Source organism: Ferrimonas sediminum, from assembly GCF_900100175.1.
Classification (GTDB): Bacteria; Pseudomonadota; Gammaproteobacteria; order Enterobacterales; family Shewanellaceae; genus Ferrimonas; species Ferrimonas sediminum.
The window spans coordinates 1-23,930 of the sequence record NZ_FNEM01000025.1 but is presented as its reverse complement, the minus strand read 5'-3'; the positions used below and the strand labels follow the sequence as shown (position 1 = coordinate 23,930).

The 23,930-nt window shown below is 58.3% G+C and carries 25 protein-coding genes and 1 tRNA gene; 15 read left to right on the top strand and 11 right to left on the bottom strand.

Going from position 1 to position 23,930, the window contains the following annotated elements; translation table 11 throughout:
• Positions 1–78: 78 nt before the first annotated feature.
• On the top strand, positions 79–654 hold the full coding sequence (locus tag BLT77_RS18800; RefSeq protein ID WP_090368264.1) for a sugar O-acetyltransferase: 576 nt from the start codon (positions 79–81) through the stop codon (positions 652–654).
• Between the two features lie 84 nt (positions 655–738).
• Here BLT77_RS18800 and BLT77_RS20535 read toward each other — a convergent pair whose 3' ends face one another.
• From BLT77_RS20535 to pspF, 7 genes are all read right to left on the bottom strand, one after another.
• Positions 739–954, bottom strand: coding sequence for a GDCCVxC domain-containing (seleno)protein (locus tag BLT77_RS20535; RefSeq protein ID WP_090368262.1), 216 nt, complete (start codon positions 952–954; stop codon positions 739–741).
• A complete protein-coding gene (locus tag BLT77_RS18790) occupies positions 951–1,739 on the bottom strand; it encodes an ATP-binding cassette domain-containing protein (protein WP_090368261.1) in 789 nt (262 codons plus the stop codon). Before BLT77_RS18790 ends, BLT77_RS20535 begins: the two co-directional genes overlap by 4 nt.
• Positions 1,736–2,731: an oligopeptide/dipeptide ABC transporter ATP-binding protein gene (locus tag BLT77_RS18785; protein ID WP_090368259.1), complete on the bottom strand. Its 996-nt coding sequence runs from the start codon at positions 2,729–2,731 to the stop codon at positions 1,736–1,738. Before BLT77_RS18785 ends, BLT77_RS18790 begins: the two co-directional genes overlap by 4 nt.
• Positions 2,731–3,621, bottom strand: coding sequence for an ABC transporter permease subunit (locus BLT77_RS18780; RefSeq protein ID WP_090368257.1), 891 nt, complete (start codon positions 3,619–3,621; stop codon positions 2,731–2,733). The genes BLT77_RS18785 and BLT77_RS18780 overlap by 1 nt, the downstream gene beginning before the upstream one ends.
• Positions 3,608–4,639 (bottom strand): ABC transporter permease subunit, encoded by a 1,032-nt coding sequence (locus BLT77_RS18775; RefSeq protein ID WP_090368255.1) that lies wholly within the window; start codon positions 4,637–4,639, stop codon positions 3,608–3,610. Before BLT77_RS18775 ends, BLT77_RS18780 begins: the two co-directional genes overlap by 14 nt.
• Positions 4,639–6,243, bottom strand: coding sequence for an ABC transporter substrate-binding protein SapA (sapA, locus tag BLT77_RS18770; protein WP_090368253.1), 1,605 nt, complete (start codon positions 6,241–6,243; stop codon positions 4,639–4,641). The genes BLT77_RS18775 and sapA overlap by 1 nt, the downstream gene beginning before the upstream one ends.
• Before the next feature lie 69 nt (positions 6,244–6,312).
• Positions 6,313–7,362 carry a phage shock protein operon transcriptional activator gene (gene pspF, locus BLT77_RS18765; RefSeq protein WP_090368251.1) on the bottom strand — a complete coding sequence of 350 codons (1,050 nt, stop codon included), beginning with the start codon at positions 7,360–7,362 and terminating at the stop codon, positions 6,313–6,315.
• A gap of 185 nt (positions 7,363–7,547) precedes the next feature.
• Here pspF and pspA point away from each other — a divergent pair, with 185 nt between their 5' ends.
• The 13 genes from pspA to maiA all read left to right on the top strand — a co-directional run bounded on the left by pspA (position 7,548) and on the right by maiA (position 19,643).
• The gene (pspA, locus tag BLT77_RS18760) at positions 7,548–8,216 is read left to right on the top strand and encodes a phage shock protein PspA (RefSeq protein WP_090368249.1); all 669 of its coding nucleotides are present in this window, start codon (positions 7,548–7,550) and stop codon (positions 8,214–8,216) included.
• Between the two features lie 16 nt (positions 8,217–8,232).
• Complete coding sequence (gene pspB / locus BLT77_RS18755) at positions 8,233–8,475, top strand: envelope stress response membrane protein PspB (RefSeq protein WP_084144501.1); 243 nt, start codon at positions 8,233–8,235, stop codon at positions 8,473–8,475.
• Positions 8,465–8,848 carry an envelope stress response membrane protein PspC gene (gene pspC / locus BLT77_RS18750; RefSeq protein ID WP_090368247.1) on the top strand — a complete coding sequence of 128 codons (384 nt, stop codon included), beginning with the start codon at positions 8,465–8,467 and terminating at the stop codon, positions 8,846–8,848. The genes pspB and pspC overlap by 11 nt, the downstream gene beginning before the upstream one ends.
• Positions 8,849–8,952: 104 nt before the next feature.
• A complete protein-coding gene (locus BLT77_RS18745) occupies positions 8,953–10,350 on the top strand; it encodes a YcjX family GTP-binding protein (RefSeq protein ID WP_176819391.1) in 1,398 nt (465 codons plus the stop codon).
• Positions 10,347–11,348 (top strand): YcjF family protein, encoded by a 1,002-nt coding sequence (locus BLT77_RS18740; protein WP_090368243.1) that lies wholly within the window; start codon positions 10,347–10,349, stop codon positions 11,346–11,348. Before BLT77_RS18745 ends, BLT77_RS18740 begins: the two co-directional genes overlap by 4 nt.
• A gap of 128 nt (positions 11,349–11,476) precedes the next feature.
• Positions 11,477–12,682 carry a trans-sulfuration enzyme family protein gene (locus BLT77_RS18735; protein WP_090368241.1) on the top strand — a complete coding sequence of 402 codons (1,206 nt, stop codon included), beginning with the start codon at positions 11,477–11,479 and terminating at the stop codon, positions 12,680–12,682.
• Positions 12,679–13,470 carry a phenylalanine 4-monooxygenase gene (gene phhA, locus BLT77_RS18730; RefSeq protein ID WP_090368239.1) on the top strand — a complete coding sequence of 264 codons (792 nt, stop codon included), beginning with the start codon at positions 12,679–12,681 and terminating at the stop codon, positions 13,468–13,470. The genes BLT77_RS18735 and phhA overlap by 4 nt, the downstream gene beginning before the upstream one ends.
• A 15-nt stretch (positions 13,471–13,485) precedes the next feature.
• On the top strand, positions 13,486–13,824 hold the full coding sequence (locus tag BLT77_RS18725) for a 4a-hydroxytetrahydrobiopterin dehydratase (protein WP_090368237.1): 339 nt from the start codon (positions 13,486–13,488) through the stop codon (positions 13,822–13,824).
• A gap of 161 nt (positions 13,825–13,985) precedes the next feature.
• Positions 13,986–15,533, top strand: a complete 1,548-nt coding sequence (tyrR, locus tag BLT77_RS18720) for a transcriptional regulator TyrR (RefSeq protein WP_090368235.1) — start codon at positions 13,986–13,988, stop codon at positions 15,531–15,533.
• Positions 15,534–15,742: 209 nt separating this feature from the next.
• The gene (hppD, locus tag BLT77_RS18715) at positions 15,743–16,810 is read left to right on the top strand and encodes a 4-hydroxyphenylpyruvate dioxygenase (protein ID WP_090368233.1); all 1,068 of its coding nucleotides are present in this window, start codon (positions 15,743–15,745) and stop codon (positions 16,808–16,810) included.
• Positions 16,811–16,860: 50 nt separating this feature from the next.
• Positions 16,861–17,991: a homogentisate 1,2-dioxygenase gene (locus BLT77_RS18710; protein ID WP_090368231.1), complete on the top strand. Its 1,131-nt coding sequence runs from the start codon at positions 16,861–16,863 to the stop codon at positions 17,989–17,991.
• 10 nt (positions 17,992–18,001) lie between these two features.
• Positions 18,002–18,982, top strand: a complete 981-nt coding sequence (locus BLT77_RS18705) for a fumarylacetoacetate hydrolase family protein (RefSeq protein WP_090368229.1) — start codon at positions 18,002–18,004, stop codon at positions 18,980–18,982.
• Positions 18,983–18,998: 16 nt separating this feature from the next.
• Positions 18,999–19,643: a maleylacetoacetate isomerase gene (gene maiA / locus BLT77_RS18700; RefSeq protein ID WP_090368227.1), complete on the top strand. Its 645-nt coding sequence runs from the start codon at positions 18,999–19,001 to the stop codon at positions 19,641–19,643.
• 18 nt (positions 19,644–19,661) lie between these two features.
• Here the strand turns inward: maiA and BLT77_RS18695 are convergent, their stop codons facing one another.
• Entirely contained in the window at positions 19,662–20,549 is an 888-nt protein-coding gene (locus BLT77_RS18695) for a LysR family transcriptional regulator (protein WP_028113802.1), read from the bottom strand.
• Between the two features lie 108 nt (positions 20,550–20,657).
• Here BLT77_RS18695 and BLT77_RS18690 point away from each other — a divergent pair, with 108 nt between their 5' ends.
• Positions 20,658–22,130: a carboxypeptidase M32 gene (locus tag BLT77_RS18690; RefSeq protein ID WP_090368225.1), complete on the top strand. Its 1,473-nt coding sequence runs from the start codon at positions 20,658–20,660 to the stop codon at positions 22,128–22,130.
• Here BLT77_RS18690 and BLT77_RS18685 read toward each other — a convergent pair.
• The 3 genes from BLT77_RS18685 to BLT77_RS18675 all read right to left on the bottom strand — a co-directional run bounded on the left by BLT77_RS18685 (position 22,127) and on the right by BLT77_RS18675 (position 23,912).
• Positions 22,127–23,335, bottom strand: a complete 1,209-nt coding sequence (locus BLT77_RS18685) for an MFS transporter (RefSeq protein ID WP_090368223.1) — start codon at positions 23,333–23,335, stop codon at positions 22,127–22,129. The genes BLT77_RS18690 and BLT77_RS18685 overlap by 4 nt on opposite strands.
• A 100-nt stretch (positions 23,336–23,435) precedes the next feature.
• Entirely contained in the window at positions 23,436–23,660 is a 225-nt protein-coding gene (locus tag BLT77_RS18680; protein WP_090368221.1) for a hypothetical protein, read from the bottom strand.
• A 176-nt stretch (positions 23,661–23,836) separates the two neighbouring features.
• Positions 23,837–23,912, bottom strand: a tRNA-Val gene (locus tag BLT77_RS18675).
• Positions 23,913–23,930: the final 18 nt, after the last annotated feature.

The window sequence follows — 23,930 nt, the reverse complement described above, 5'->3', positions numbered from 1 at the left end:
GATATCAGTTCAACACTACACTGATCCCATTATTGGTGGGGCCCCCACTGTGCCTTGGGATGTTGAAGAGTGACTGCAATGACCGAATACGAAAAGATGCTGGCGGGTTTGGATTATGATGGAGGTGATTACTATATCAACAAAATCAAACACCTGGCTTATCAGGCCCAGCAACGAATCAACCATGCTGTTAGTGTCGAGCAGGCGCAGCAGGAGCTTCGGTCATTGATGACTCTGGGGCAGGGCTGCTGGATCACGCCGCCGTTTCATTGCGAGTTTGGACGTCACATTGAGATGGGGGAGCACTGTTTCCTGAACATGGGGGTGACCATGCTCGATGGGGCTCGCATTACTCTGGGGCGCAATGTGATGGTGGGCCCCAACTGTCAGTTCTATACCGCCAGTCACTCTCTCGATTACCACCAGCGCCGGAACTGGCAGACCATGTGTCGACCCATCGTGGTGGAGGATGATGTTTGGATTGGCGGCAGTGTCGTGATTGCCCAAGGTATCACTATCGGTCGAGGCGCGGTCATTGCCGCCAACTCAACGGTGACCCGGGATGTCGAACCGTTGACTCTGATGGCCGGTTCGCCGGCCCGGTGCATTCGCCGTTTAGAGATAGGGGAAAGTGTGGAAGTGTGCGGTCGGTAGGTGTGATCATCAGAATTCCAGCTCGAGAATTTCCGGGACTCACTCCGGGTGCCGGGTTGAAAAAGGAGCCATAAGGCTCCTTTTTTAGTTTTTAGAACAGCCGCATAGCCCTTGTTGAACCGGTGGGCAGCAAACCGTCCCATAGGAGCAGAAAACGCAGCAATCGCCGGCTTTCGGGGTCAGCATCTGTTTGCAGTTTGGGCAGGGGTAAAACCACAGGCAACAGTCGGTCGGCATCAGCTCCTGCGCCTGAAACTGGCAGTGGGGGCAGGTGAGGGTCGAGTGCAGAATCAGAGTCATACCTGACGCTCAATGGTTAGCATCTGTTCGTCAATCAAACGCTTGGTGTAATCGTGCTGCGGGTTGGCAAACACCTCCATGGTGCGGCCCTGTTCGACGATTTTGCCCCGCTTCAGCACGATCATCCGATCGCTCATGTGGCGGACCGAACCGAGATCGTGTGACATCAGGATGTAGCTCAGCCCCAGGTTCTGTTGCAGCTCCAGCAGCAGGTTCACGCACTGGGCCCGCAGTGAGGAGTCCAGCCCCGACAGCGCTTCATCGGAGATGATGATTTTCGGTGACAGCATCAGCGCCCGGGCGATGGCCACCCGCTGCCGCTGTCCATGGGAGATCATGTGCGGGTAGAAGTCGCCATGCTCCCGCAGCAACCCCACCTTCTTCAGCACCCGGTTAACGGTCTTCTGCCGCTCCTCTTTGCTTTCGTTGGTGTTGAACTTCAGTGGCTCCTCCAACAGCTGTCGAATCCGCAATCTGGGATTCAGCGAGGTGGTCGGATCCTGAAAAATCATCCGGATCAGGCTGCAGCGCTGTTTGTGGTCGAGCATCTCAAGCTGCTTGCCCTCCAACAGAATCTCGCCACTGCTGCGATCTTCGGCTCCGGCCAGGATTCGGGCCAGGGTGGTGCGTCCCGAGCCGGCCTCGCCAACAAAGGCCAGGGTCTCGTTGGGGTAGAGTTCAAAAGAGATCGGCTCCAGGGCGGTGTCGTACACCTTGCGAAAACGCCGGTAGCCGGCAGGAAAGCGCTTCGACAGCTCTTTCACCTCAAGCAATGGGGCGGTCATAGGGCATCCTCCTCTTGGCCCAGGGGAAAGTGGCAGCGATAGGCGTGGCCACTCTTGGTGGCAATCCGAGGCGGATTGACGCACTCCTTGCGGGCATAGGGGCAGCGGGGCCCCAGTCGACAGCCGATGGGCAGGTGTTGCAGCGGCGGAATCATTCCGTCCAGCGTATCCAGGTGGTGCTTGGGCAGTAGCGACATGTTGGCAGTGGGGGTGCTGGCCAGCAGCGCCTTGGTGTAGGGGTGGAACGGCTCTTTGATCAGCGTCTTAACACTGCCGGACTCCATCATCTGGCCGCAGTACAGCACGCTGAGGTTGTGGCTCCAGCGCGCCACCGAGTTAAGGTTGTGGCTGATCAGCAGGATGGCTACGCTCTTGGTCTGGTTCAGCTGTGACAGCAGCCGGTAGATCTGCGCCGCCGTGGCGGTTTCCAGTCCGGTGGTGGGCTCATCGGCGATCAGCAGCTTGGGCCGGTGAGAGACCGCCATGGCGATCATCACTTTTTGGGCCAGTCCTTCCGACAACTCCCAGGGGAAAGCACGCATCACCCGCTGGTGGTCTTTGACGCCAACCCGGTGCAGCAGCTTGATGGCGTGCTCTTTGCGGGCATGGTTGCGGCGCCACCAAGGCACCCCCTCTGGCGTCGGCATCGCCTCGATCAACTGGCCTCCGACCCGGCTGCCGGGATCCAGGCACGACGCCGGCTCCTGGAAGATCATGGCGATGTCCCGGCCCATCAACTGGCGCCGCTTCTTCACCGACATGGTCAGCAGATCCTGGCCCCGCCAGCTTAAGCGGTCGGCGATGATTCGGGTTCGTTTGTCGGTGATGCCCATGATCGCCTGCGCCAGCAGACTTTTGCCTGAGCCGGACTCGCCCACCAGGCCGTGAATTTCGCCCTCCTGCAGAGTCAGGCTGAATTTCTCCACCGCCACCAGCCAGCCGTGGGGGGTATCCAGCTCAATGCTGAGGTTACGGATATCAAGCAGGTGCATCAGCGGCGACCCTCCAGCAAGGCGTGGCGCAGGCCATCACCCACGACATTGGTCGCCAGCACACTGAACAAAATTGCCAGCCCGGGCATGGTCACCGTCCAGGGGGCGGTCAGCAGGTTGTCCAGCCCCTGTTCGATCATTGCGCCCCATTCCGGAGAGGGGGACTGGGCACCCAGGCCAATAAAGCCCAGGGCGGCAATGTCCAGAATTGCGACCGAGAACGCCAGGGTGGTTTGCACCACGACCGGGTTCCAGACGTTGGGAAGAATCGAGTCGTAAAACACCTGCCAGGTGGTGGCACCGTCGAGGCGGGCGGCCACCACATACTCTTTCTGCCTCTCTTCATGGACCGCGTTGTGGATGGTGCGCACAAAGCGGGGCACCAGCGACAAGCCGACGGCCCAGATAACATTAAACAGCCCCGGTCCCAGCACCGCGGCAAACAGGATCGCCAGCACCAGCGAAGGCATCGACAGCAGAGTATCCAGCAGGTGGCTGAGCACACTGGCTTTCAGTCCCTTGGTCATGCCGGACAGGCTGCCGATCAGAAAGCCGCACACCAGCGACAGCATTACGATGATCAGCGCATAGCCAAAGGTCAGGTGAGCCCCGTGCAGGATGCGGGAAAACAGATCCCGTCCCAGATCGTCGGTGCCGAGGAAGTGCTCTACGGTACCGGTATCGGCCCATGAGGGCGGCACCAGCAGGGCGTTGGGATCTTGGTAGGAGGCCGAGTAAGGGGCAATCAGCGGCCCCAGCACACTCATGGACAGGATCAGCATCATCGACCACAGGCCAATCAGGGCCAGGGGGCTGCGGGTAAAGCTGTCCCAGATGGTCTGCCACAAAGAGGGGATTTTCTCTTCGTAGTAAATGTTAATTTCGCCCATAGATCTCTTTCCGGCTGATGGGGTTGAGCGCCGTGTGCGCGATATCGAACAGGATGCTCAGGAATACGATGAACAGGGAGATGGCCAGCACCCCCCCCTGCAGGGCGGTATAATCCCCCTGGCGCAGTGCGGCCACCAGCCAGGCACCGACGCCGGGCCAGGAAAACAGCAACTCGACAATGATGGTTGAACTGGCGATAGGCCCCAACTGCAGGCCCAGGACTCGAATTACCTCGGCCATGGCGTTGGGAAGGGCATGGTTCATGATCAGGTGGTAGCGGGAGACACCCCGGGCTTCCAGGGCCCGAATGTAGTTTTTGTCCAGCTCCTCCGCCAGCGACACCCGGGTAATGCGAATAATGATGGTCAGTGGCAGCACCATCACCACCGACATTGGCAGAATCAGGTGGGCCCAGGCGTCCATCATCGCCGCGCTGCGCCAGGGCACGTCCGACAACAGGATGTCGATCAGCAACAGGCCGCTGAAATCGGGAATGTCGTACATCAGGTTGATGCGTCCGGACGCCGGCAGCCAGTCAAATTGAATGCCGAAGGTGATGATCTGCAGCAGCCCGAGCCAAAACACCGGCACCGAGAAGCCCAGCAGGGTGACGGTCATCACCACCCGTTGCAGGGTGGCGTTGCGGCTCAGGGTCACCAGCATACCGATGGGAACACCAATCAGCAGGGCCAGGAAGATCGACAGAATCCCCAACTCCAGTGAGGCCGGCAGCACCTGCAGCAACTGGTCGGCGATGGCTTCACCGGAGTTGAGGGATACGCCAAAATCACCGCTTATCCGCTTAACCACGTAGGTGAGGTACCCCAGCACCGGGCCGTGATTCAGGTTGTAGTCATCCTGAATCTGCGTCATCTGGGTTGCGGTGGGATCGGCGATGCCAGACAGGTTGCTGGACAGTTCACCCGGCAGCGCCAGGGTGACCGCGTACACCACCGCAAACAGCATCAGGGTGGTGAGGACAAACAGATTAATTCTTCGTAGCAGGTAGTTAAGCATTATTCGACCCGTTTAACCTGGGCAAATTTGATACCGCCGACCGTGGTCAATATCGGTCCCTGAAGCTGGCGGACCCGTCCGAGCGTCCGGGTGGCGTGGGCCAGAGGCAGCACCGGAACCTGTTGCAGTACATGTTGCTCCAGTTGTTGGTATTGAATGCGCCGTTGGGCCCGGTCTTCGTTGTTGCGCGCCTCGCTCAGCAGGCGATCGAAGTCGCCGTTGCACCAGCGGGCGTGGTTGGTGCCGGAGACCAGTCCGCTGCAGCTCAGTAACGGGGTGAAGAAGTTGTCCGGATCGGTATTGTCGGCGTTCCAGCCCAGCAGTACCGTATCGTGTTCGGCTTGTCGCAGGCGGCTGGTAAACAGGTTCCAGTCGTAGCTGACAATGCGCACCTGTACGCCGATGGCCGCCATATCCTGTTGAATCAGCTCGGCAGTCTTGATGGCATTGGGGTTGTAGCTGCGGCCGATGGGCGGTGCCCAGATATCAAAGCTCAGGTTGCTCAGCCCCAGTCTCTGAAGCTGGGTTTTGGCCAGTACCGGGTTGTAGGGCTGGGTGGTCCCGCGATCCTGATAGGCCCAGGAGATCGGCGGCAGCATCCCCTGGCCATGGGCGGCGGTATTGTGGTAAACCGCCTGCAAAATTTTCTGCCGGTTTACCGCCATGGCCAGCGCCTGTCGGACCGCCAGCTGATCAAACGGGGGTTTCTGGGTGTTGAAAGCCCAGTAGGCCACATTGAATCCCGGCTGGGCTTCCAGCTGCAGGTCGTTATACTCCTGCATCAGCGACAGTTGCCCCACCTGTGGCAAAGCCGCGACGTCGCAGTCGCCACCAATCAGCTTGATCATGCGGCTGGTGGCATTAGGGGTGATGTCGTAGATCAGCTGTTCGACGCCGGCGGGCTCACCAAAATAGTTGGGGTGACGCCGGTAGCGGATGTACTGGTTCTTCTGGTATTTCACCAGCCGGAACGGACCGGTGCCAATGGGCAGGTAATCGATCTCCTCCATCCGCTGCTGCCGTTGCAACTGCGCGCCGTACTCCGCCGACAGCACCACGGCAAAATCGGTGGCGATGTTGGTGAGAAAGGTGGCGTCCGCTTGATGTAATTGAAACTCAACCTGATGGTCAGACAGCCGTTTTAGTGCCCGTACATTGTCGGCCAGCTCGATGCTCTGGAAGAAGGGGTACTGGCCGCCATTGATTCGATGGTAGGGGTGGTCGGTATCAATGAGGCGCAAAAAACTGAACAGCACATCATCGGCATTGAGCGGTCGGCTTGGGGTAAAGCGTTCATTGCTTTGAAACCAGACATCCTGGCGCAGGGTAAAGCGGTAGCTGAGGCCATCCTCAGAGATCTCCCAGCGGCTGGCCAGTTCAGGCACCAGCTGACCGCTGATGTCATCAAACCCCAGCAGACGGTTGTAGATCTGCTTGGAGCTGGCGTCCAGGGTGCTGCTGGAGGTGACCAGCTGCGGGTTGAACAGTTCTGGATTGGCTTCAGAACAATACACCAGCCCCGATGTCAGGGAGGAGTCGGTCTTGCTACATCCGAGCAGTGAGCCCAGAATCAGCAGCAGTGCGAGAGCACGAAAGTTAGCCATGTTTTTAACTGACGTCGATGCGATCGGACTAGTGTATCAAAGCTGGGGCTGGCGATCATTAGCTTGATTTCATAACAGATCATACTTTTTCAGGATCCCCCGCAACTGGTGGTAACTCAGTCCCAGTACCTCCGCCGTTCGTTTCTGGTTGAACTGGCTCTCTTCCAGCGCCTGTTTTAACAGGTTGACCTCAAAGTTCTGTACCGTGTCCTTAAAGTCCAGTGGCAGTACCGGCGCCGGATTACCGGCCGGAGGGGGGGCTGTGGCGACGTCCGCAGCCACCTCCCGAGTAACGGTCGGCTGCCGATCCTGGGTTTTGATTCTTTGCGCCGGTCGCCAGGGAGACTCAAACGGATCAAGGATGATCTGATGCACCGGCAGCGCGTCGTTGTTGTGGCGGTAGACACTGCGTTCTACCACGTTTTTCAGTTCACGGACGTTGCCGGGCCAGTCAAACTCCAGCAAGGTCTGCTGGGCCTTACTGGTGAAGCCGGGGAACATCGACATCGATAACTGTCGGGCCATGTTGATGGCAAAGTGTTCCGCCAGATGCAGGATGTCGTCGGTGCGCTCCCGCAGTGGCGGCAAGGTGATCACGTCGAACGCCAGCCTGTCCAGCAGATCGGCACGAAACTCACTGCGATCTGCCAGTGCAGGCAGATCTTCATTAGTGGCGCAGATCAGGCGCACGTCGGTGCGGACTCTGCGGGCACCGCCGACCCGTTCGAACTCGCCATACTCGATGACCCTTAGCAGTTTTTCTTGCACCAGCCCCGAGGTATTGGCCAGCTCATCCAAAAACAGGCTGCCTTTATGGGCCCGCTCGAAGCGCCCTTCATGGCGCTTACCGGCGCCGGTAAAGGCGCCGGACTCGTGGCCAAACAGTTCACTTTCCAGTAGATTCTCATTGAGGGCGGCGCAGTTCAGGGTGATGTAAGGCTGCTCCCAGCGCTGTGATAGGAAGTGCAGGCGCTTGGCAACCAGCTCTTTACCTGTGCCGCGTTCACCGATGATCAGCACCGGTTTGTCCAGCGGCGCCGCCTGGGACACATGGTCCAGCACGGAGAGGAAGGCGTTGGATTCGCCAATTAAGTTGTCTTGTTTGAAAGAGTTGGTCATCGGTCCCTGATGTAGCGTGATTTACTAATTATTAGTGGAATTCATAATAGGGCGTCCCTTGCTTAAAATAAAGCCTCATGAAAAGCAGTTTAAAAACAAGTGGTTAGCGATGGCAAAAAGTTGGCACGTTTCCTGTAACAGATACAGACACGAGGGCCAATTTAGACATTCAGAGGAATTTAATTATGGGTATTTTTTCAAGATTTGCCGATATCGTTAACTCCAACATCAGCGCCCTGCTGGACAAAGCGGAAGATCCGGAAAAGATGGTACGACTCATCATTCAGGAGATGGAAGACACGCTGGTTGAAGTTCGTTCCACCTCTGCCAAAGTGCTGGCAGAGAAGAAAGAGGCGATGCGTCGCATCGAGCGGGCCGAAGCTCAGGTCGAGGACTGGCAGAGCAAAGCCGAACTGGCACTGGGTAAGGATCGTGAAGATCTGGCCAAGGCCGCACTGATTGAAAAGCAGAAGTGCGCTGAGTTGGTGGAGACCCTGAAGCGTGAGCTGGTGTATGTTGAAGAGCAGATCGATCGCCTGAAGGAGGAGATCAACCTGCTCCAGGAGAAGCTTAACGATGCCCGTGCTCGCCAGAAGACCATCATTATGCGCAAGCAGACCGCGTCATCCCGTCTGGATGTGAAACGCCAGTTGGACACCGGTAAGATCGACGATGCCATGATGAAGTTTGAACAGTACGAGCGCCGGGTAGAAACCCTGGAGGCGGAAGTGGAAGCCCATGAACTGGCCCAGCCCCGCAGCCTGGAAGATGAGTTTGCCGCCCTGGCTGCGGAAGAGAAGATCAGCGACGAACTTGAGCAGATGAAGAAGAAGCTCAAGAAGAAGCAGGACTAATTAGGGAGGAGTCGGAATGGAAGAATTAATGGGTTTACTGATTGCGCCACTGATTATCTTTTTGTTAATCGTGGCTCCCATCTGGCTCATCCTGCATTACCGCAGTAAGAAGCAGTTGGCACAAGGGCTCAGCGACGAAGAGTATCAACAGCTCAATGCGCTGTTAACCCGGGCCGACAAGATGGGGGAGCGAATCGACACCCTGGAGTCGATTCTTGACCAGGAGTCACCGGAGTGGAGGACCCGACATGAAGCATGAGAAACGTCAATTGGTGCGTCTGCCGGATCAGGGCAAAGTTGCTGGCGTCTGTGCCGGCCTGGCCGAGCACTTCAACCTGGAAGTGTGGCTGGTTCGAATCGTGACTCTGTCGGCCATCTTGCTGACCGGTGTCTTCAGTCTGCCCCTGCTGCTGTACATCATCGCCTGGGTGCTGCTGGACAAAGGGGTGACCCCCACCAGCACCCATCACAATGAGCTGAAGACCAAGGTCTGGCAGGCCGGGGATTCGCCCAAGAAGGCGATGAACGAAGTCAGTACCCGGTTTCGAAACCTGGAACTGCGCCTCAGGCGGTTGGAAAAACACGTCACCTCGGACGCCTTCCACCTGAAACGAGAAATCAATAACCTCTGATGAAATCCGGTCCGGTTGCCCTGCAGCCGGACCGTTGCCGTTCTGACGGGAGTCGGTTCGGTCCCTGCCGACGTCACCCAAGCCATGGATTACGATACACGCCTATGAATCCTTTAAAACACCGGGTTAAACAACTAGGTAATCAACTGGAGGAGATCGCTCAGCGCGGACTGGATCGCCATGTCCGTCTCGGGGTGACCGGCATCTCCGGAGCCGGAAAGACCGCGTTCATCACCTCTCTGGTGAATCAGCTTCTGCACGGCGAATCACAGCTTCTGCCGGCCTGGCAGGTGATGGAGCAGCAGCGGTTTCTCGGTGCCCGCATTGCCCGCCAGCCCGATCTGACCCTGCAGCCGTTTGATTACACCGGCGCCCTGGACTGCCTGCAGCAGACGCCGCCGTCGTGGCCGCCCTCCACCCGCACCATCAGTGAGATTCGACTGGCACTGCGTTACCTGCCGGAAAAGGGGCTGGCAGGGCAGATTGGTCGCCCGGTGACCCTGTATCTGGATATCATCGATTACCCTGGCGAGTGGTTGCTGGATCTGCCTTTGCTGCAGCAGTCATTTGACCAATGGAGTGATGCCATCTGGCAACAGTTGCAGCGACCGGCCTGGAAAACCCAAACCCAGTCCTGGTGTGCCCGGGTGGCGGCGCTCAGCAGCGACGAAACCGACGGCGTTATCGCCGAGGTTGCCCGGGACTACGCCAGCCTGCTGCAGACCCTCAAACGCGAGTGCGGTGCCAGCCTGTTGCAACCGGGGCGGGCTCTGCTTCCCGGAGAACTGGCGGGAGCCCCGGTACTGGAGTGGTTTCCGTTGCCCCCGGCCATGCGCTCGAGCCTGGCCGAGGACAGCCCGCTGATACAGAGGTTGACCGAGCGTTACAGCGCCTATTGCGATCAGGTGGTTAAGCCCTTCTTCCGCCACTATTTTGCCCGTTTGGATCGTCAGGTGGTGTTGGTGGATTGCCTGACGGCACTGAATCAAGGCCGGGATCAGGTCGAGCAGCTGTCTCATACGTTGCAAGCTCTCAGCCACAGCTTCCACTACGGTCCCGGCAGCACCCTGGGGCGGCTGTTCCGGCCCAAGATTGACCGGGTGCTGTTTGCGGCGACCAAGGCGGATCACGTGACCGTAGACCAGCACCACAACCTGCTGCAGTTAATGCATAACCTGATGAAGGGCAGCCGTCGTCAGCCCCGTTACTTTGGCACCCGGATGGAAACCCTGGTGCTCAGCGCTATCAACGCCACCCGTCAGGGGCAGGTGGAGCGCAGCGGAAGTACAGTGGCAGTGATCTCCGGCCAGTCACTGGATGGCGAGTCCTGTGTGCGTTTTCCCGGTGAAGTCCCCACCCAGTTGCCCGAGCGACAGTTCTGGCAACAGCAGGGGTTTCGTTTCCGGCCCTTCTCACCCCCCGTTTGCGAGGCCGGCAGCGCCTTACCCCACATGAGACTGGACTACGCACTGCAGTTTTTATTAGGAGACAAGATGCGATGAAACCGATTCAGGAATCCCGGGAGTTTGACGCGGTGGAGCCGTTGCAGGCCTTGCCTGAAGAGGCCGAAGATCAGCCGTTGGACTCGGCGTTGTTGTCCACTGAGCCACCAAAGGCTGCCCGGGCGGGATTGTGGACCAAGGTGCTGCTGGGCAGCGGCCTGGCCCTGGTGTTGGCCGAAGCTGGCCTGACTCTGCAGGCGTCCTGGCACACCAGTCCGTGGCTGTTCGCCCTGTACGCCCTGTTTTTCTCTCTGGCCCTGGCTGGGTTGGTGCGTCTGACCGTCAAAGAGTGGCTGCGGCTCAGGCAGCTACGGGGACGAGCCAATCTTCAGGAGCAACTGCTGCCCCTGCTGACCAGCCAGCAGATGGGCGCCGCGGCGCCGTTGCTGGACCAGCTTCGCCAGGCCCTGCCACCGCAGTGTGATGACAACTGGCGTCAGTGGCAGAGCCGGGTTCAGGATCATCACAGTGACGCCGAACTGCTGGCGCTGGCGGAGTCGACTGTGGTGGCACCGCTGGACAAGCAGGCGGAGGCGATCATCTATCGCTATTCGGCGCAGGCGGCGGTGATGTTGGCGGCGAGTCCGCTGGCGATGCTGGACATGGCGCTGATGCTGTGGCGCAACCAGCGCATGCTGGATGAGCTGGCCAAACTCTACGGCGTGGAACCCGGCTATCTGGGGCGGGTGTCTCTGGTACGACAGATGCTGCACAACCTCATCTATGCCGGTGGCAGTGAGTTGATGGTGGATCTCGGCGGTCAGATGCTGTCGGCGGAACTGACCGGTAAGTTGTCCGCCCGGCTGGCTCAGGGAATGGGGGCGGGGCTGTTGACCGCCCGGCTGGGGTATCAGGCGCAGAAGTTGTGCCGACCTCTGCCTCAGACCGAAGCCAGACCCAGGCTGCTGACCCTGCAGGGCAAGCTATTGTCCGAGTTGACGTCATTGTCGGCTAAGGCGCTGCGGCAGGCTCGTGAACGCCAGTCATGTAACAAATAATTTACAACCGTAGTGGTGGGTTTTTAGGCGAAAAGGTGTTGCCGGCAGGTGGCTGGATTATGTTAGGGGGAGAAACCTGCACCCACCACAATAACGTATATAGGGTGCATTACGGGGAGTTAAGCAACATGGCTTCAAAGATGCATCCGGAGACGGCGGTGATCCATGCCGGCCATCTTCAGGAACCTCAAGGGGCGCTGGTGTCACCTCTGTACCAGTCGGCCACCTTTGTTTTTGATCGAGTCGAAACCGGCTCTGCCCGCTTTGCCGGCGAGCAGGACGGTCCCATTTATACCCGCCTGGGCAACCCGACGGTGGCCGAATTTGAGCGGCGCATGGCCGAACTGGAAGGCTATGACGGTGCCGTGGCCTTTGCCAGTGGCATGGCGGCCGTGTCGGCGGTGCTGCTGGGCCTGCTGGATCAGGGCGACCACCTTATCTGCAACACCTGTCTCTATGGCTGTACTCACTCTCTGGTGAGTGAGCAGCTGCCGCGTTTTGGCATCGAGGTCACCGCGGTGGACTTTTCCGATGTCGAGGCCATCCGTGCCGCCATTCGGCCCAATACCCGCATGCTGCTGCTGGAGACGCCGGTGAACCCTCACCTGGCGGTGTACGATCTGAAGACTGTGGCCAAACTGGCCGGGGCGCACCAGCTGATCTCGGTGGTGGACAACACCTTCATGACGCCGCTGTTGCAGCAGCCTAAGGTCCAGGGCATCGACATCGTTCTGCACAGCGCCACCAAATACCTCAATGGCCACGGCGACGTGATTGCCGGGGTGGTGTGCGCCGACCAGGTGCACCTGGAGCTGCTTCGAAGCCGTAGCCTTAAAGATATCGGCGGGGTATTGTCTCCCCACGATGCCTGGTTGATTCTGCGCGGCATGAAAACCCTGGCGCTGCGCATGGAGCGCCACAGCGCCAGTGCTCAGGTGGTGGCAGAGTTTCTGCAGCGCCATCCCGCCGTCACCCGGGTCTATTATCCCGGCCTGGATGGCCATCCGGGCAAGGCCTTGATTGGCACCCAGATGCGAGCCGGCGGCGGCGTGTTGGCGCTGGAACTGAACGCCGATTTCGAGCAGGCGGTGGCCTTCGTCAATCGTCTGTCCCTGTTCAAGATCGCGGTCAGCCTGGGCGATGCCGAATCCCTGGTGCAGCATCCGGCTTCCATGACTCACGCCACCTACGACAATGATGACCGGGCCAAAGCCGGCATTGCCGACACCTTGATTCGTCTCTCCATCGGTCTGGAGCACTGCGATGACCTGCTGGCGGATCTGACGCAGGGGTTGGCACCGTTAACCGCCAGCCTGGCCGAGGAGGTGTCATGAAGGGAACTAACTACACCGCCCGTCAGCCGGACGCGCAGGGGGTGATTCATTACCCCGATGAGGAACACCGGATCTGGAGTGAATTGATCGAACGTCAGATCGGTTGCATCGAAGGCCGGGCCTGCCCGGAATACCTGCTGGGGCTGGAGCAGCTGTCGTTGCCCCTGGACCGCATTCCCCAGCTGGCGGAAGTGGATCAGGTACTGCAACAGGCCACGGGCTGGCAAACCGCCCAGGTGCCGGCACTGATCTCATTCCAGCACTTTTTCGAGCTGCTGGCGCAGAAGCGGTTTCCCGTTGCCACCTTCATCCGTAACCGGGCCGAGTTCGATTACCTGCAGGAGCCGGATATCTTCCACGAGATCTTTGGCCACTGTCCGCTGCTGACCAACCCGGCGTTTGCCCACTTCACCCATACTTACGGAAAGCTGGGATTGGCGGCAACGCCCCAGCAGCGGGTCTACCTGGCCCGGCTGTATTGGTTTACCGTCGAGTTCGGGCTGGTGAACACCGACCAGGGACTGCGCATCTATGGCGGCGGCATCTTGTCGTCGCCCGGGGAGACCCGTTACGCCCTGTCGGACAAACCCGAGCGCCAGCCGATGTCGGTCATCGATGCCCTGCGTACGCCCTATCGCATCGACATCATGCAGCCTTTGTATTACGTGCTGGATGACATCGATGCCCTGTTCGACATCGCCAACCTGGATTTGATGACCCTGGTGGCCCAGGCTCGGGAATTGGGCCTGCACCCTGCTAAATTTCCGCCAAAACAACAAGCTGTGTAAAAAGGAAACCACACAATGTCTGAATTATCTCAAATGAAATGCGAAGCCTGCCAGGCGGGTGCTCCCCAGGTCAGTGACCAAGAGCTGGGGCAGTTGCTGTCGCAGATCCCCGACTGGCATACCGAAGTGCGCGATGGTGTCATGCAGTTGGAGCGAGTGTACACCTTTAAGAACTTCAAGCTGGCCTGGGCCTTTGCCAACAAGGTGGCGGAGCTGGCCGAAGCGGAGTTTCATCATCCCGGCATTTTGCTTGAGTGGGGCAAAGTCACCGTCACCTGGTGGACCCACGCCATCTCGGGGTTGCACCGCAACGACTTCATCATGGCGGCCAAGACCGATCAGCAGCTGGACTAGCCTGTTCGCGCCTTCGCTCCAGCACACCGTGCTAGACAGCGCCGCCTAAAGCGGCGCTTTTTTGTGCGCCAATTTTGTAAACAAATACTGACACCGTGGTCACCCAAGACGGTAAAGGGTATGATGTGTCCATTAGTGAACAGTCAGTTAGGAACCCTTTTATGCGCTTGGAAGTCAGTTGTGACGACCGCATCGGATTGGCCCGGGAGATACTGGAAGTGCTGGAGCAGCACCAGATCAACGTCAATGCCATCGACGCGGAAAGTCAGGGCTACATCTATCTGCAGCTGCCGGAGCTGAGTTTTGACGAACTCAGCGTGTTGCTGCCCATCCTGCGTAAAATCGAAGCCGTAAAGGATGTACGCACCGTTCCCTTTATGCCTTCTGAGCGAGAGCACTACGCTCTGGAGACGTTGTTGAGCACCCTGCCGGATGCGGTATTGTCCATCGATACCCGCCTTAAGGTGACCATGGCCAACGATTCTGCGGTGGCGGTATTGGGCACCCCTCGGGAAGAGGTGCTGAATCAGCCCCTGAGTAACTGGGTTCAGGGTTTTGGCTTTCAGCGCTGGCTGCAGAGCGACGAAGTCCTGCCCCAGGCGATTCGGGTGCAGGTGCAAAGCAGCGACTACCTGGCGGAGATGTTCCCGATTCATCTGCCGGAGGGCAACCATGAAGAGACCTCGCTGGCAGGGGCCGTGGTGGTGTTGAAATCCCCCTCCCGTGTCGGTAAGCAGTTCAACGCCTTGCGCAATCAGCTGACTGGCTTTGATACCGTTCTGGCTCAGAGCGACAAGATGAAGGCGGTACTGGATCAGGCCCGTCGCATGGCCCAACTGGAAGCGCCACTGTTGATCAGCGGCGAAACCGGCACCGGCAAGGAGCTCATGGCCAGGGCGTGCCACGACGCCAGTCTGCGTGCCGAGAAGCCCTTTGTGGTGATCAACTGTGCCTCCCTGCCCGATGCCGTGGCCGAGAGTGAACTGTTTGGCTTTGCCTCGGCCCCGGGTCAGCCGGTGAAGAAGGGCGTCATCGAGCAAGCAGATGGCGGCACCATTTTTCTTGATGAGGTGGCCGACATGTCGGCCCAGCTGCAGGTAAAGCTGCTGCGCTTTATTCAGGATGGCTGTTTTCGCCGGGTGGGGGACGATGAAGAGATTGCCGTGGACGTACGCATCATCTGTGCCAGTCAGCGGGATCTGTCCGATCTGTGCCAGCAGGGCCAATTCCGTGAAGATCTCTACTATCGCATCAATGTTCTCAACCTGATGCTGCCGCCGCTGCGGGAGCGCCCCAGTGACATCGTGCCGCTGGCGGAGCTGTTTCTGGAGCACTACAGCCAGCAGTTGGCCAGCACGGCCCGCCAGCTCTCTGGCGAGTGTCGCGATTACATTCGTAACTACGCCTGGCCCGGGAATGTGCGTCAACTTAAGAATGCCATCTTTCGGGCGGTGTCCATGGCCGAAGGCATGGGAGAGCTGCAGCCGGAGGATCTGAGGCTCCCCGCCTGGACCGAGGGCTTTGGTTATTTTGATCAGGAGTTTGAAGGGTCCCTGGAGCAGGCAGTAAAGCAGTTTGAGTCCAGCCTGTTGCGTCGGCTCTATCCCGCCTACCCCAGTACCCGTCAATTGGCCAAAAAACTGGGCGTGTCCCACACTGCCATTGCCAATAAATTGCGTGAATACAGCATCGGAAAAAAACGTAAGTAATTGACTAGAAATACAAATGCCACCCCTGTAAACCAGGGGTGACATCTTCTTCCCGCCCTAACCTTTCTGTGATCCCTGTCACGAAGCTCAATCTTTGTTAGCGTTTGGTTAATCGTGTCCGGTGTGCCACAGGCCACCGGCAGACCCTGCATCGGCTCAAAAAAATAGAAGGCCGAGCAGCAACAGCGCAATCAACAAGGGAGAAGACCATGGCGATAACGGATTACAATCCACTGGGAACCGACGGGTTTGAATTTGTGGAGTACACCGCCCCCGATGCAGAGGGGATTGAGAAGCTGAAGCAGCTGTTCGGTTTACTGGGGTTTACCGAAATTGCCAAGCACCGTAGCAAGCAGGCCTGGTTGTATCGTCAGGGCGACATCAACTTCATCATCAATGCCCAGCCTCACTCGCAGGCGGCCGAATTTGCGGCGTTGCACGGTCCGTCGGTGTGTGGCATGGCGTGGCGGGTGGCCGATTCCGCCAAGGCACAGGCTCACGCCATTGAGAATGGGGCAACGCGGTTCGAAGGCAACATTGGTCCCATGGAGTTGAACATTCCGGCGGTCGAGGGGATTGGCGAGTCGACGCTGTACTTTGTCGACCGTTACGGCGACAACAGCATCTACGATGTGGATTTCCAGTTCTACGATCAATGGCAACAGGCACTGGCTGCCAACGACAAGGGCCTGCTCGAGATCGATCACCTGACCCACAACGTATTTCAGGGCAACATGAACAAGTGGGCCGGGTTCTATGAACGCATCGGCAACTTCCGTGAGATCCGCTATTTCGACATTGAGGGCAAGCTGACCGGTTTGGTCAGCCGGGCCATGACCGGCCCCTGCGGCAAGATTCGCATCCCCATCAACGAGTCTTCTGACGACAAGTCGCAGATTGAGGAGTACCTCAGAGAATACAAAGGCGAGGGCATCCAGCACATCGCCCTGACGACCGAGGACATCTACCAGACCGTGTCTGATCTGCGCGCCGGTGGCATGGAGTTCATGCCGACCCCGGACACTTACTACGAAAAGATCGATCAGCGGGTCGAAGGTCACCAGGAGGACAAGGAGCGTCTGCGGGAGCTGCGTATCCTTATCGATGGTGCGCCGATGAAAGATGGCATTCTGCTGCAGATCTTCACTCAGACCGTCATTGGGCCGGTGTTCTTCGAGATCATTCAGCGCAAGGGCAACGAAGGGTTCGGGGAGGGTAACTTCAAGGCTCTGTTTGAGTCCATCGAGGAAGATCAGATTCGCCGTGGCGTGATCTGATTGGCGGGGCTCGCACGAGCCCCGATTTCCGCAAACCCTGGGGAGTTGCTATGCGTAAATGGATCAGTTTTCCACACAAAGAGGGCACGGTCTCCCGCCAGGCCCATGCCGATCTGCCGGAGCAGGCGATTTATGAGCGGGAAGCGGGTCGGGCCGGCTTCTTTGGTCCGGCGGCACACTTTCATCACCGGCATCCGCCCACAGGCTGGAGTGATTGGCAGGGGCCACTGAGGCCGCGGGCACTGGATCTCAATCGACAGCAGCAGCGCCACCCTGTGCCCTGGCAGGTGCCGGCATTCCTGCACAACAGCCACTGCCAGATGAGGTTATGGCACCTCGACCACAGCATGACCGAGCTGATGCGCAATGCCGATGGCGACGAGTTGCTGTTCATCCATGCTGGCCGTGCCGAGCTCTATTGTGACTATGGCCACCTGACACTGGAAACCGGTGATTATCTGATGTTGCCACGATCCACGATGTGGCGACTGGAGGTGCTTGAGCCGCTGCAGATCCTGATGATTGAGGCCAGCGGAGACAGCTTTCAGTTGCCCGACAAGGGCATCGTCGGTCCTCATGCCATCTTTGACCCGGCCATGCTGGACATGCCACGTATCAATGACGCATTCCTGGCTCAGCAGGACGAACAGCCCTGGACTGTCAAAGTGAAGCGCCTCGATGCCCTGTCTGAAGTTCGCTATCCCTTTAACCCCCTGGATGCCATCGGCTGGCATGGGGATCTGGCGCCGGTGCGCATTAACTGGCGAGACATCCGCCCGTTGATGAGTCACCGCTATCATCTGCCGCCCTCGGCCCACACCACCTTTGTGGCCAGTCGCTTTGTGGTCTGCACCTTCGTTCCTCGTCCGATTGAGAGTGATCCCGGTGCCTTGAAAGTGCCGTTTTACCACAACAACGACGATTACGATGAGGTGCTGTTCTACCACGCCGGCGATTTTTTCAGCCGTGACAACATCGATGCGGGCATGGTGACGTTCCACCCTTGTGGCTTTACCCACGGGCCCCACCCCAAGGCGTTTGCCGCCGGGATGGCCCACCAAAAGACCTTCACCGATGAAGTGGCGGTGATGATTGATACTCGGGATCCGCTGCAGTTGTCCGAGGCGGCCCAGGCCCTGGAAAACCCGGATTACGCCAGCAGTTGGCAAGTAAAAGAATAAGGAAATCCATATGAAATTAGCCACCTTGAACCGCAGCGGTCGCGATGGCGAGCTGGTGCTGGTGAGTCGTGATCTTCGCCATGCCGCCCTGGCCACCGACATCGCCTCGACCCTGCAACAGGCACTGGATCAGTGGCAGCAGCTGGCCCCCAGGCTGGAGCAAAGGTACCAACAGCTCAATGAGGGGGCGCTCATTGATGCCTTTGACTTCGATCAGACCCAGTGCCATTCACCCTTGCCCCGGGCCTATCAGTGGGCCGATGGCAGTGCCTACGTCAACCATGTGGAGTTGGTGCGCAAAGCCCGTGGCGCCGACATGCCGGAGAGTTTCTGGACCGATCCGCTGATCTATCAGGGCGGCTCGGACACCTTCCTGGCCCCCTACGAAGCGATCCGCATGCCCACTACCGACTGGGGAGTGGATTTTGAATCAGAGATTGCGGTGATTACCGATGATGTGCCCATGGGAGTCGAAGCTTCTGCCGCTGGGGAACACATCAAATTGCTAATGCTGGTTAACGATGTGTCCCTGCGTAACCTGATTCCCGGCGAACTGGCCAAGGGATTTGGCTTCTATCAGTCCAAACCGTCCAGCGCCTTCTCTCCGGTGGCGGTCACTCCCGATGAGCTCGGCGAGCAGTGGCGTGACGGCAAGGTTCACCTGCCTCTGGTCACCCACCTTAATGGTGACTGCTTTGGCCGCCCCGATGCCGGCGTCGACATGACCTTTGACTTCCCGACCCTGGTTGCTCATGCCGCCAAGAGCCGCCCCCTGGGCAGCGGCTGCATCATCGGGTCAGGCACCGTCTCCAACTACGATCGCAGCGCCGGCTCCTCCTGCCTGGCAGAGAAGCGGATGCTGGAGATCATTGAGCACGGCAAACCGGTCACTCCTTTTATGCAATTTGGCGATGTCGTTAGAATTGAGATGTTTGATTTAAGGCAAGATTCCATTTTTGGTGCTATAGAACAGAGACTGGTCGAGTCTTAAGGGGTCATCATTGCCGATGCTCAAATTGTACGGATACTGGCGCTCGAGTGCGGCTTATCGGGTAAGGATTGCCTGCGCACTCAAAGGGCTGGAGTATGAAAACATCTCGGTGAACCTGATTAACAACGGTGGCGAGCAGCACCTGCCGGCGTACGGGGTGTTAAACCCCAACCACCTGGTGCCCACTTTGCAGGACGGCGACCTGATTCTGAATCAGTCTCTGGCGATCATTGAATATCTGGATGAGGCGTACCCGGACAGGCCTCTGTTGCCCGATGAACCCACGGCCCGGGCCAAGGTCAGGGCGATGGCCCACAACATAGCCATTGATTGCCATCCGTTAAATAACCTGCGGGTGTTGAAATACCTGACGGTAGAGTTGGGGGTGGACGATGGGCAAAAAGCGAGGTGGTACCGGCATTGGGTCAAGACTGCCTTTGCCGGTTTTGAGCTGCAACTGGAGCAGACCTCGGGACTGTTCTGCGTTGGTGATGTGGTCTCCATGGCCGACGTCTGTCTGGTGCCCCAGGTCTACAATGCCGAGCGTTTCAATGTGCCCATGCAGGAGTATCCCTTGCTCAATGGCATCGTTCGCCGGTGCCGGCAGATGACGTCATTTGCCGAAGCGGCGCCGGAGAACCAGCCGGATGCGGTCGTCTGACCGCAGCCGGGGGCCGGATTACAGAGACTTCTCGGTGTCTCGCTGTTCGAGCAGAAAGTCCAGGAAGGTGCGGTCTGCCTGAGTCAGTGCCCGGCCGCGTTTCCAGGCCACATGCAGATCCATGAACAACGGCTCTTCAAAGGAGATCGCCTTAATCTGGGGGTCATTCTCCACCACCATCTTTAATACCGTGGTGATCGCAAAGCCCTGGCGCACAATGGAGCGAATCAGCTCAATCAGGTTGGTCTCAAACGCCAGTTGAGGCTCCAGATTATGGGCCTTGGCCAGTTGATCCATGCGCTCGCGGTGGTAATAGCCGCGCTTGAACATCACCAGTTCATGCTCCATGAAATCTTCAAAGTTCACCGACTCCAGCTCTGCCAACGGGTGGTCGAGGCTACAGGCCACGATCATCTCTTCCTTGGTTAGAGGAATGGTTTCCAGCGTGGTTTGAGCGTCTCCGTCGATGACGATACCGATGTCGATTTCGTCCCGCTCGATCATCGATTGAATCTCCCGTGTGCCCGCTTCAATCAGCGACAGTTTCAGCTCAGGGTAACGGTGATGGAACGCCATCAGCAGGGCAGGGAAGTAGTAGGAGCCGATCATCCCGGGCAGGGCGATGCGAACCTCACCCCGGCCCAGTTGCTGCAGTCGGGTCATGGCCGATTCAGCCAGCTCGACCCGCGAAAGGATCTCTTTGGCATGGGGAAGCAGTTCTTGTCCCTCGGCAGTGAGTTGAACCCGCTTGTCCTGGCGATGCAACAACACCAGTCCGAGCTCGGTCTCCAGTTTTTTGATGGCCGTGCTGACTGCCGGCTGGGCGACACCCAGAATACGAGCAGCCCGGGTAAAACTGCTCTGTTCGGCGACGGTAACGAAATTGCGTAGTTGACGGAGGTCCATAACGAATTCTTGTTATTTTGAAGAATTAATATCAATGTTTTATTACTATGCCAAACAAATGCGCTCACGCCTATAGAATTCTGACTCTAACTTGAACGGGGTAGATCGATGACACAGACATGGAGTGATCTGGAGCAACATTTTTCAGGAATTTCCCACTTAGAGCACGCTATGGCGTTAATGGAGTGGGATCAGGCCACCCTGCTCAGCGACCGGGGGCAGGAGACCAGAGCCGAGGCCATGGCCGAGTTACAACTGGTGATCAACCGAAGGCTGCGCGATCCCGGCTTGCCCGATACTCTGTCTCAGCTGGGTCAGTTGCCGTTGTCGGCCAGCCAGCGGCGGATGCTGGAGTTGATGGTGCGCCGGGTTCGGGATGCGACCCTGTTGGACGACGAGTTTGTGCGTCGCAGGGTGACACTGTCCGTGGCCTGTGAAAACCGCTGGCGCCAGGCCAGAAAAGAGGATGACTTTTCTCTGTTCAAAACGGCATTTGAGCCAGTATTGGCGTTATTGAAGGAGGAGGCGGAGATCCGGCGCTCGTCAGCGCAGGCGCCACTGTATCAAGGGTTACTGAACAAATTTGAGCCGGACATCAGCCTGACGCAACTCAACCAGCTGTTTGCGCCTCTGAAAGATCGCCTTCCGGGTCTGATTGCTGAAGCGTCTGAGCGCAGCCGTGTCCGAAGTGTTGTGCCTTTGCCTGAGGTCGAAGTGAATCAGCAGCGCAAGGCTCTGGAGGCGTTGTTGCCTGAGCTTGGTTTTGATCTTGGCCGCGGCCGCCTCGATACCAGCACCCACCCTTTTAGCGCCGGAGTGCCATCGGATGTGCGGATAACCACCCGCTACGATAAGCAACAGCCGCTGTCCGCCCTCTACTCCATGATCCATGAGGCGGGACACGGTTGTTTCGAGCAGGGGATCGACGCTCGTTGGCACAACACGCCCATGGCCCGGGTGCAGTCCGCCGCCCTGCATGAAGCCCAGGCGTTGTCGTTTGAGATGCAGCTGGCAAGAGAGCCGGATTTCATTCAGTGGTTGTCGGAATTCCTGCAGCGCCACTGGGGGGCACACCCTGGCTTAGAGGCAGAAAACTTAAGTGCTCACATTGGCCGGGTGCAGCCAAGTTTGATTCGGGTTGAGGCTGATGAGGTGACTTACCCGGCGCACATCCTGTTGCGATTGGAGTTGGAGCAGGCGCTGATCAGCGGCGATCTGCCCCTGTCTGATCTGCCTGAGGCCTGGCGTCAGGGCATGCACACCCTGTTGGGAGTCAGCCCTGGCAACAATCGGGACGGCTGTCTGCAGGACATTCACTGGTGCTTCGGTGAGTTCGGCTACTTCCCCAGCTATGCGCTCGGGGCGATGGCGGCGGCGCAGGTGTTTGCCGGATTACGTCAGTCCCCACAGTGGCATCGTGGACCTGAAGATCGGGGCCAGTGGGTGCGCCAGCAGTTGCAGGCAGGGATTTGGCACCATGGAGGTGGCGCCGACTTGAATCAGTCTTGCCTCAACATGACGGGGCATCCCCTGTCTGCCGAGGCTCTGCTCAACCACCTGTCGGCCCGATACCTGGCCTAGGAATTGGAGTGGATGGTTTCTGCCCCTCTGGGGGCAGAACGAGCCAGGCGCCAAAACAGCCCCGAGGCGATAACGGCCAGCAGGGCACTGGTCATCAACACCAGCCGGGTATCCACCAGTGCCAGGGCGGCACCGACGATGGCGATGATGACATTGCCCAAACAAAACACCGTGGTCAGCAGCCCCATTAACTGTCCCTGGCCCTGGCTGTCTTGGGCGTGTTCCGACAGGTAACTCGGCATCATGGCATTAAACAGCGCAATGCCGATGCCGGCGGCGATGAAGCTGGCCAGGTAATCGCCGTTGCCATAGGGAAAACTGCCGATGGCGACGGCAAACAGCAGAACTCCCACTACCCCGGCGCTGACCAGGCCGAGCCAGCGTTTTACCTTCATGGTTGCCATTACGGCGGTGGCGATCATGGCTGAAGTCAGCAGTACCGTGGCCCAGGCTATCTGCTCGCTGTTGAATTGCCGGTACTCCACCAGCCATACCGGATAGAACTCGTAGAAGCCGTTCAGGGCCAACATCAGCATCAGGTAGCAGACAAAAAAATCCCGATAATGAGGGTGCTTCAGCAAACTCAGGCTGGAACCCTGTTGCCGGTACCGGCCTCCGGTATCCTTGGGCAGTGCCAGCAAAATCAATCCGGTTGCCGCCGCGCAGGCGGCAGCGGCAACCCAGAAAGCCAGGCTGGCACCTAGTGGCAGTAAAAAGCCTCCAACAACCGGGCCGATAAGGTATCCGGCATACCCCATGGCGCTCAGATAGGAAAAGGCGCGGGTTCGATCGATTTTGGGGTGCAGGTCGGCGGCAATCGCTCGGGCGATGGCCAGGTTTCCTTCAAACAGCCCGGTCAGTAGCCGGCTGGCAGTAAACAGCAGAAAGCTGCCCTGTTCAATGGCAAAGGCGGTCAGTCCATAGCTCAGCGTTGCGCCGAGCATGGTCCAGCTAAGTACCCGTTTCCGTCCGAGTCGGTCGGACCAGGCACCCAGATAGTTGCTGCCAATCAAAATGCCGACAGGGTAGATGGCCAGTACGGCCCCCAATAGCAGTTTTTCCGGGATGCCGGCAAACTGGCTGATCGGATGTTGAAGATCCAGAAACAGAGGCGCAAGGATAGGGTAGGGCAGGGCAATACCACACACACTGATCAGGGTGATCAACAGAGTGACGCCAAAGGTGTAGTAGGGACGGCTGTCCATCGCCTCGCCTTTTGTAAACTATTGTGTTTACATACTGGGCTGAAACAGGACAGATGTAAAGCGCCGTGGTGAACGGAGCCGGTAGCGGTTGTCGTCGATCTTACTCGTCGCCAAATATTTTAACTATGGTGTCCGAGGGGATTAGATCCAGGTGGCCACCTTCATCAAAGCACCAGCCTTTGATGTAGCCCATTGATTTCATTCGTTCAAAATTATCAATGATAGCGGCAGCCTCGGCATCGGCAGCGGCGGCATCCACGCCCTGTACATGCCTCAGGTACTCGGCAATGCTGCTTTGGGATGCGGATTGAGAGATACTGCTCATGGTTCATCTCCGTGTGAAGGCTAATGTAAACCTAGTACGAAAGCGAAGTACGGGCAGATGATTTTTTAATTTATTGTGTGACGAACGCAGGGATCAATTGGTGGCGGTATCGGCAGTGGTTCTGATCTTCAGGCACAAAAAAAGCGAGTCGTTGGACTCGCTTTTTTTGATAGATGTGGTGGGCGATACCGGGCTTGAACCAGTGACCCCCTGCTTGTAAGGCAGGTGCTCTCCCAACTGAGCTAATCGCCCACAGCAAACTGTGGTGAT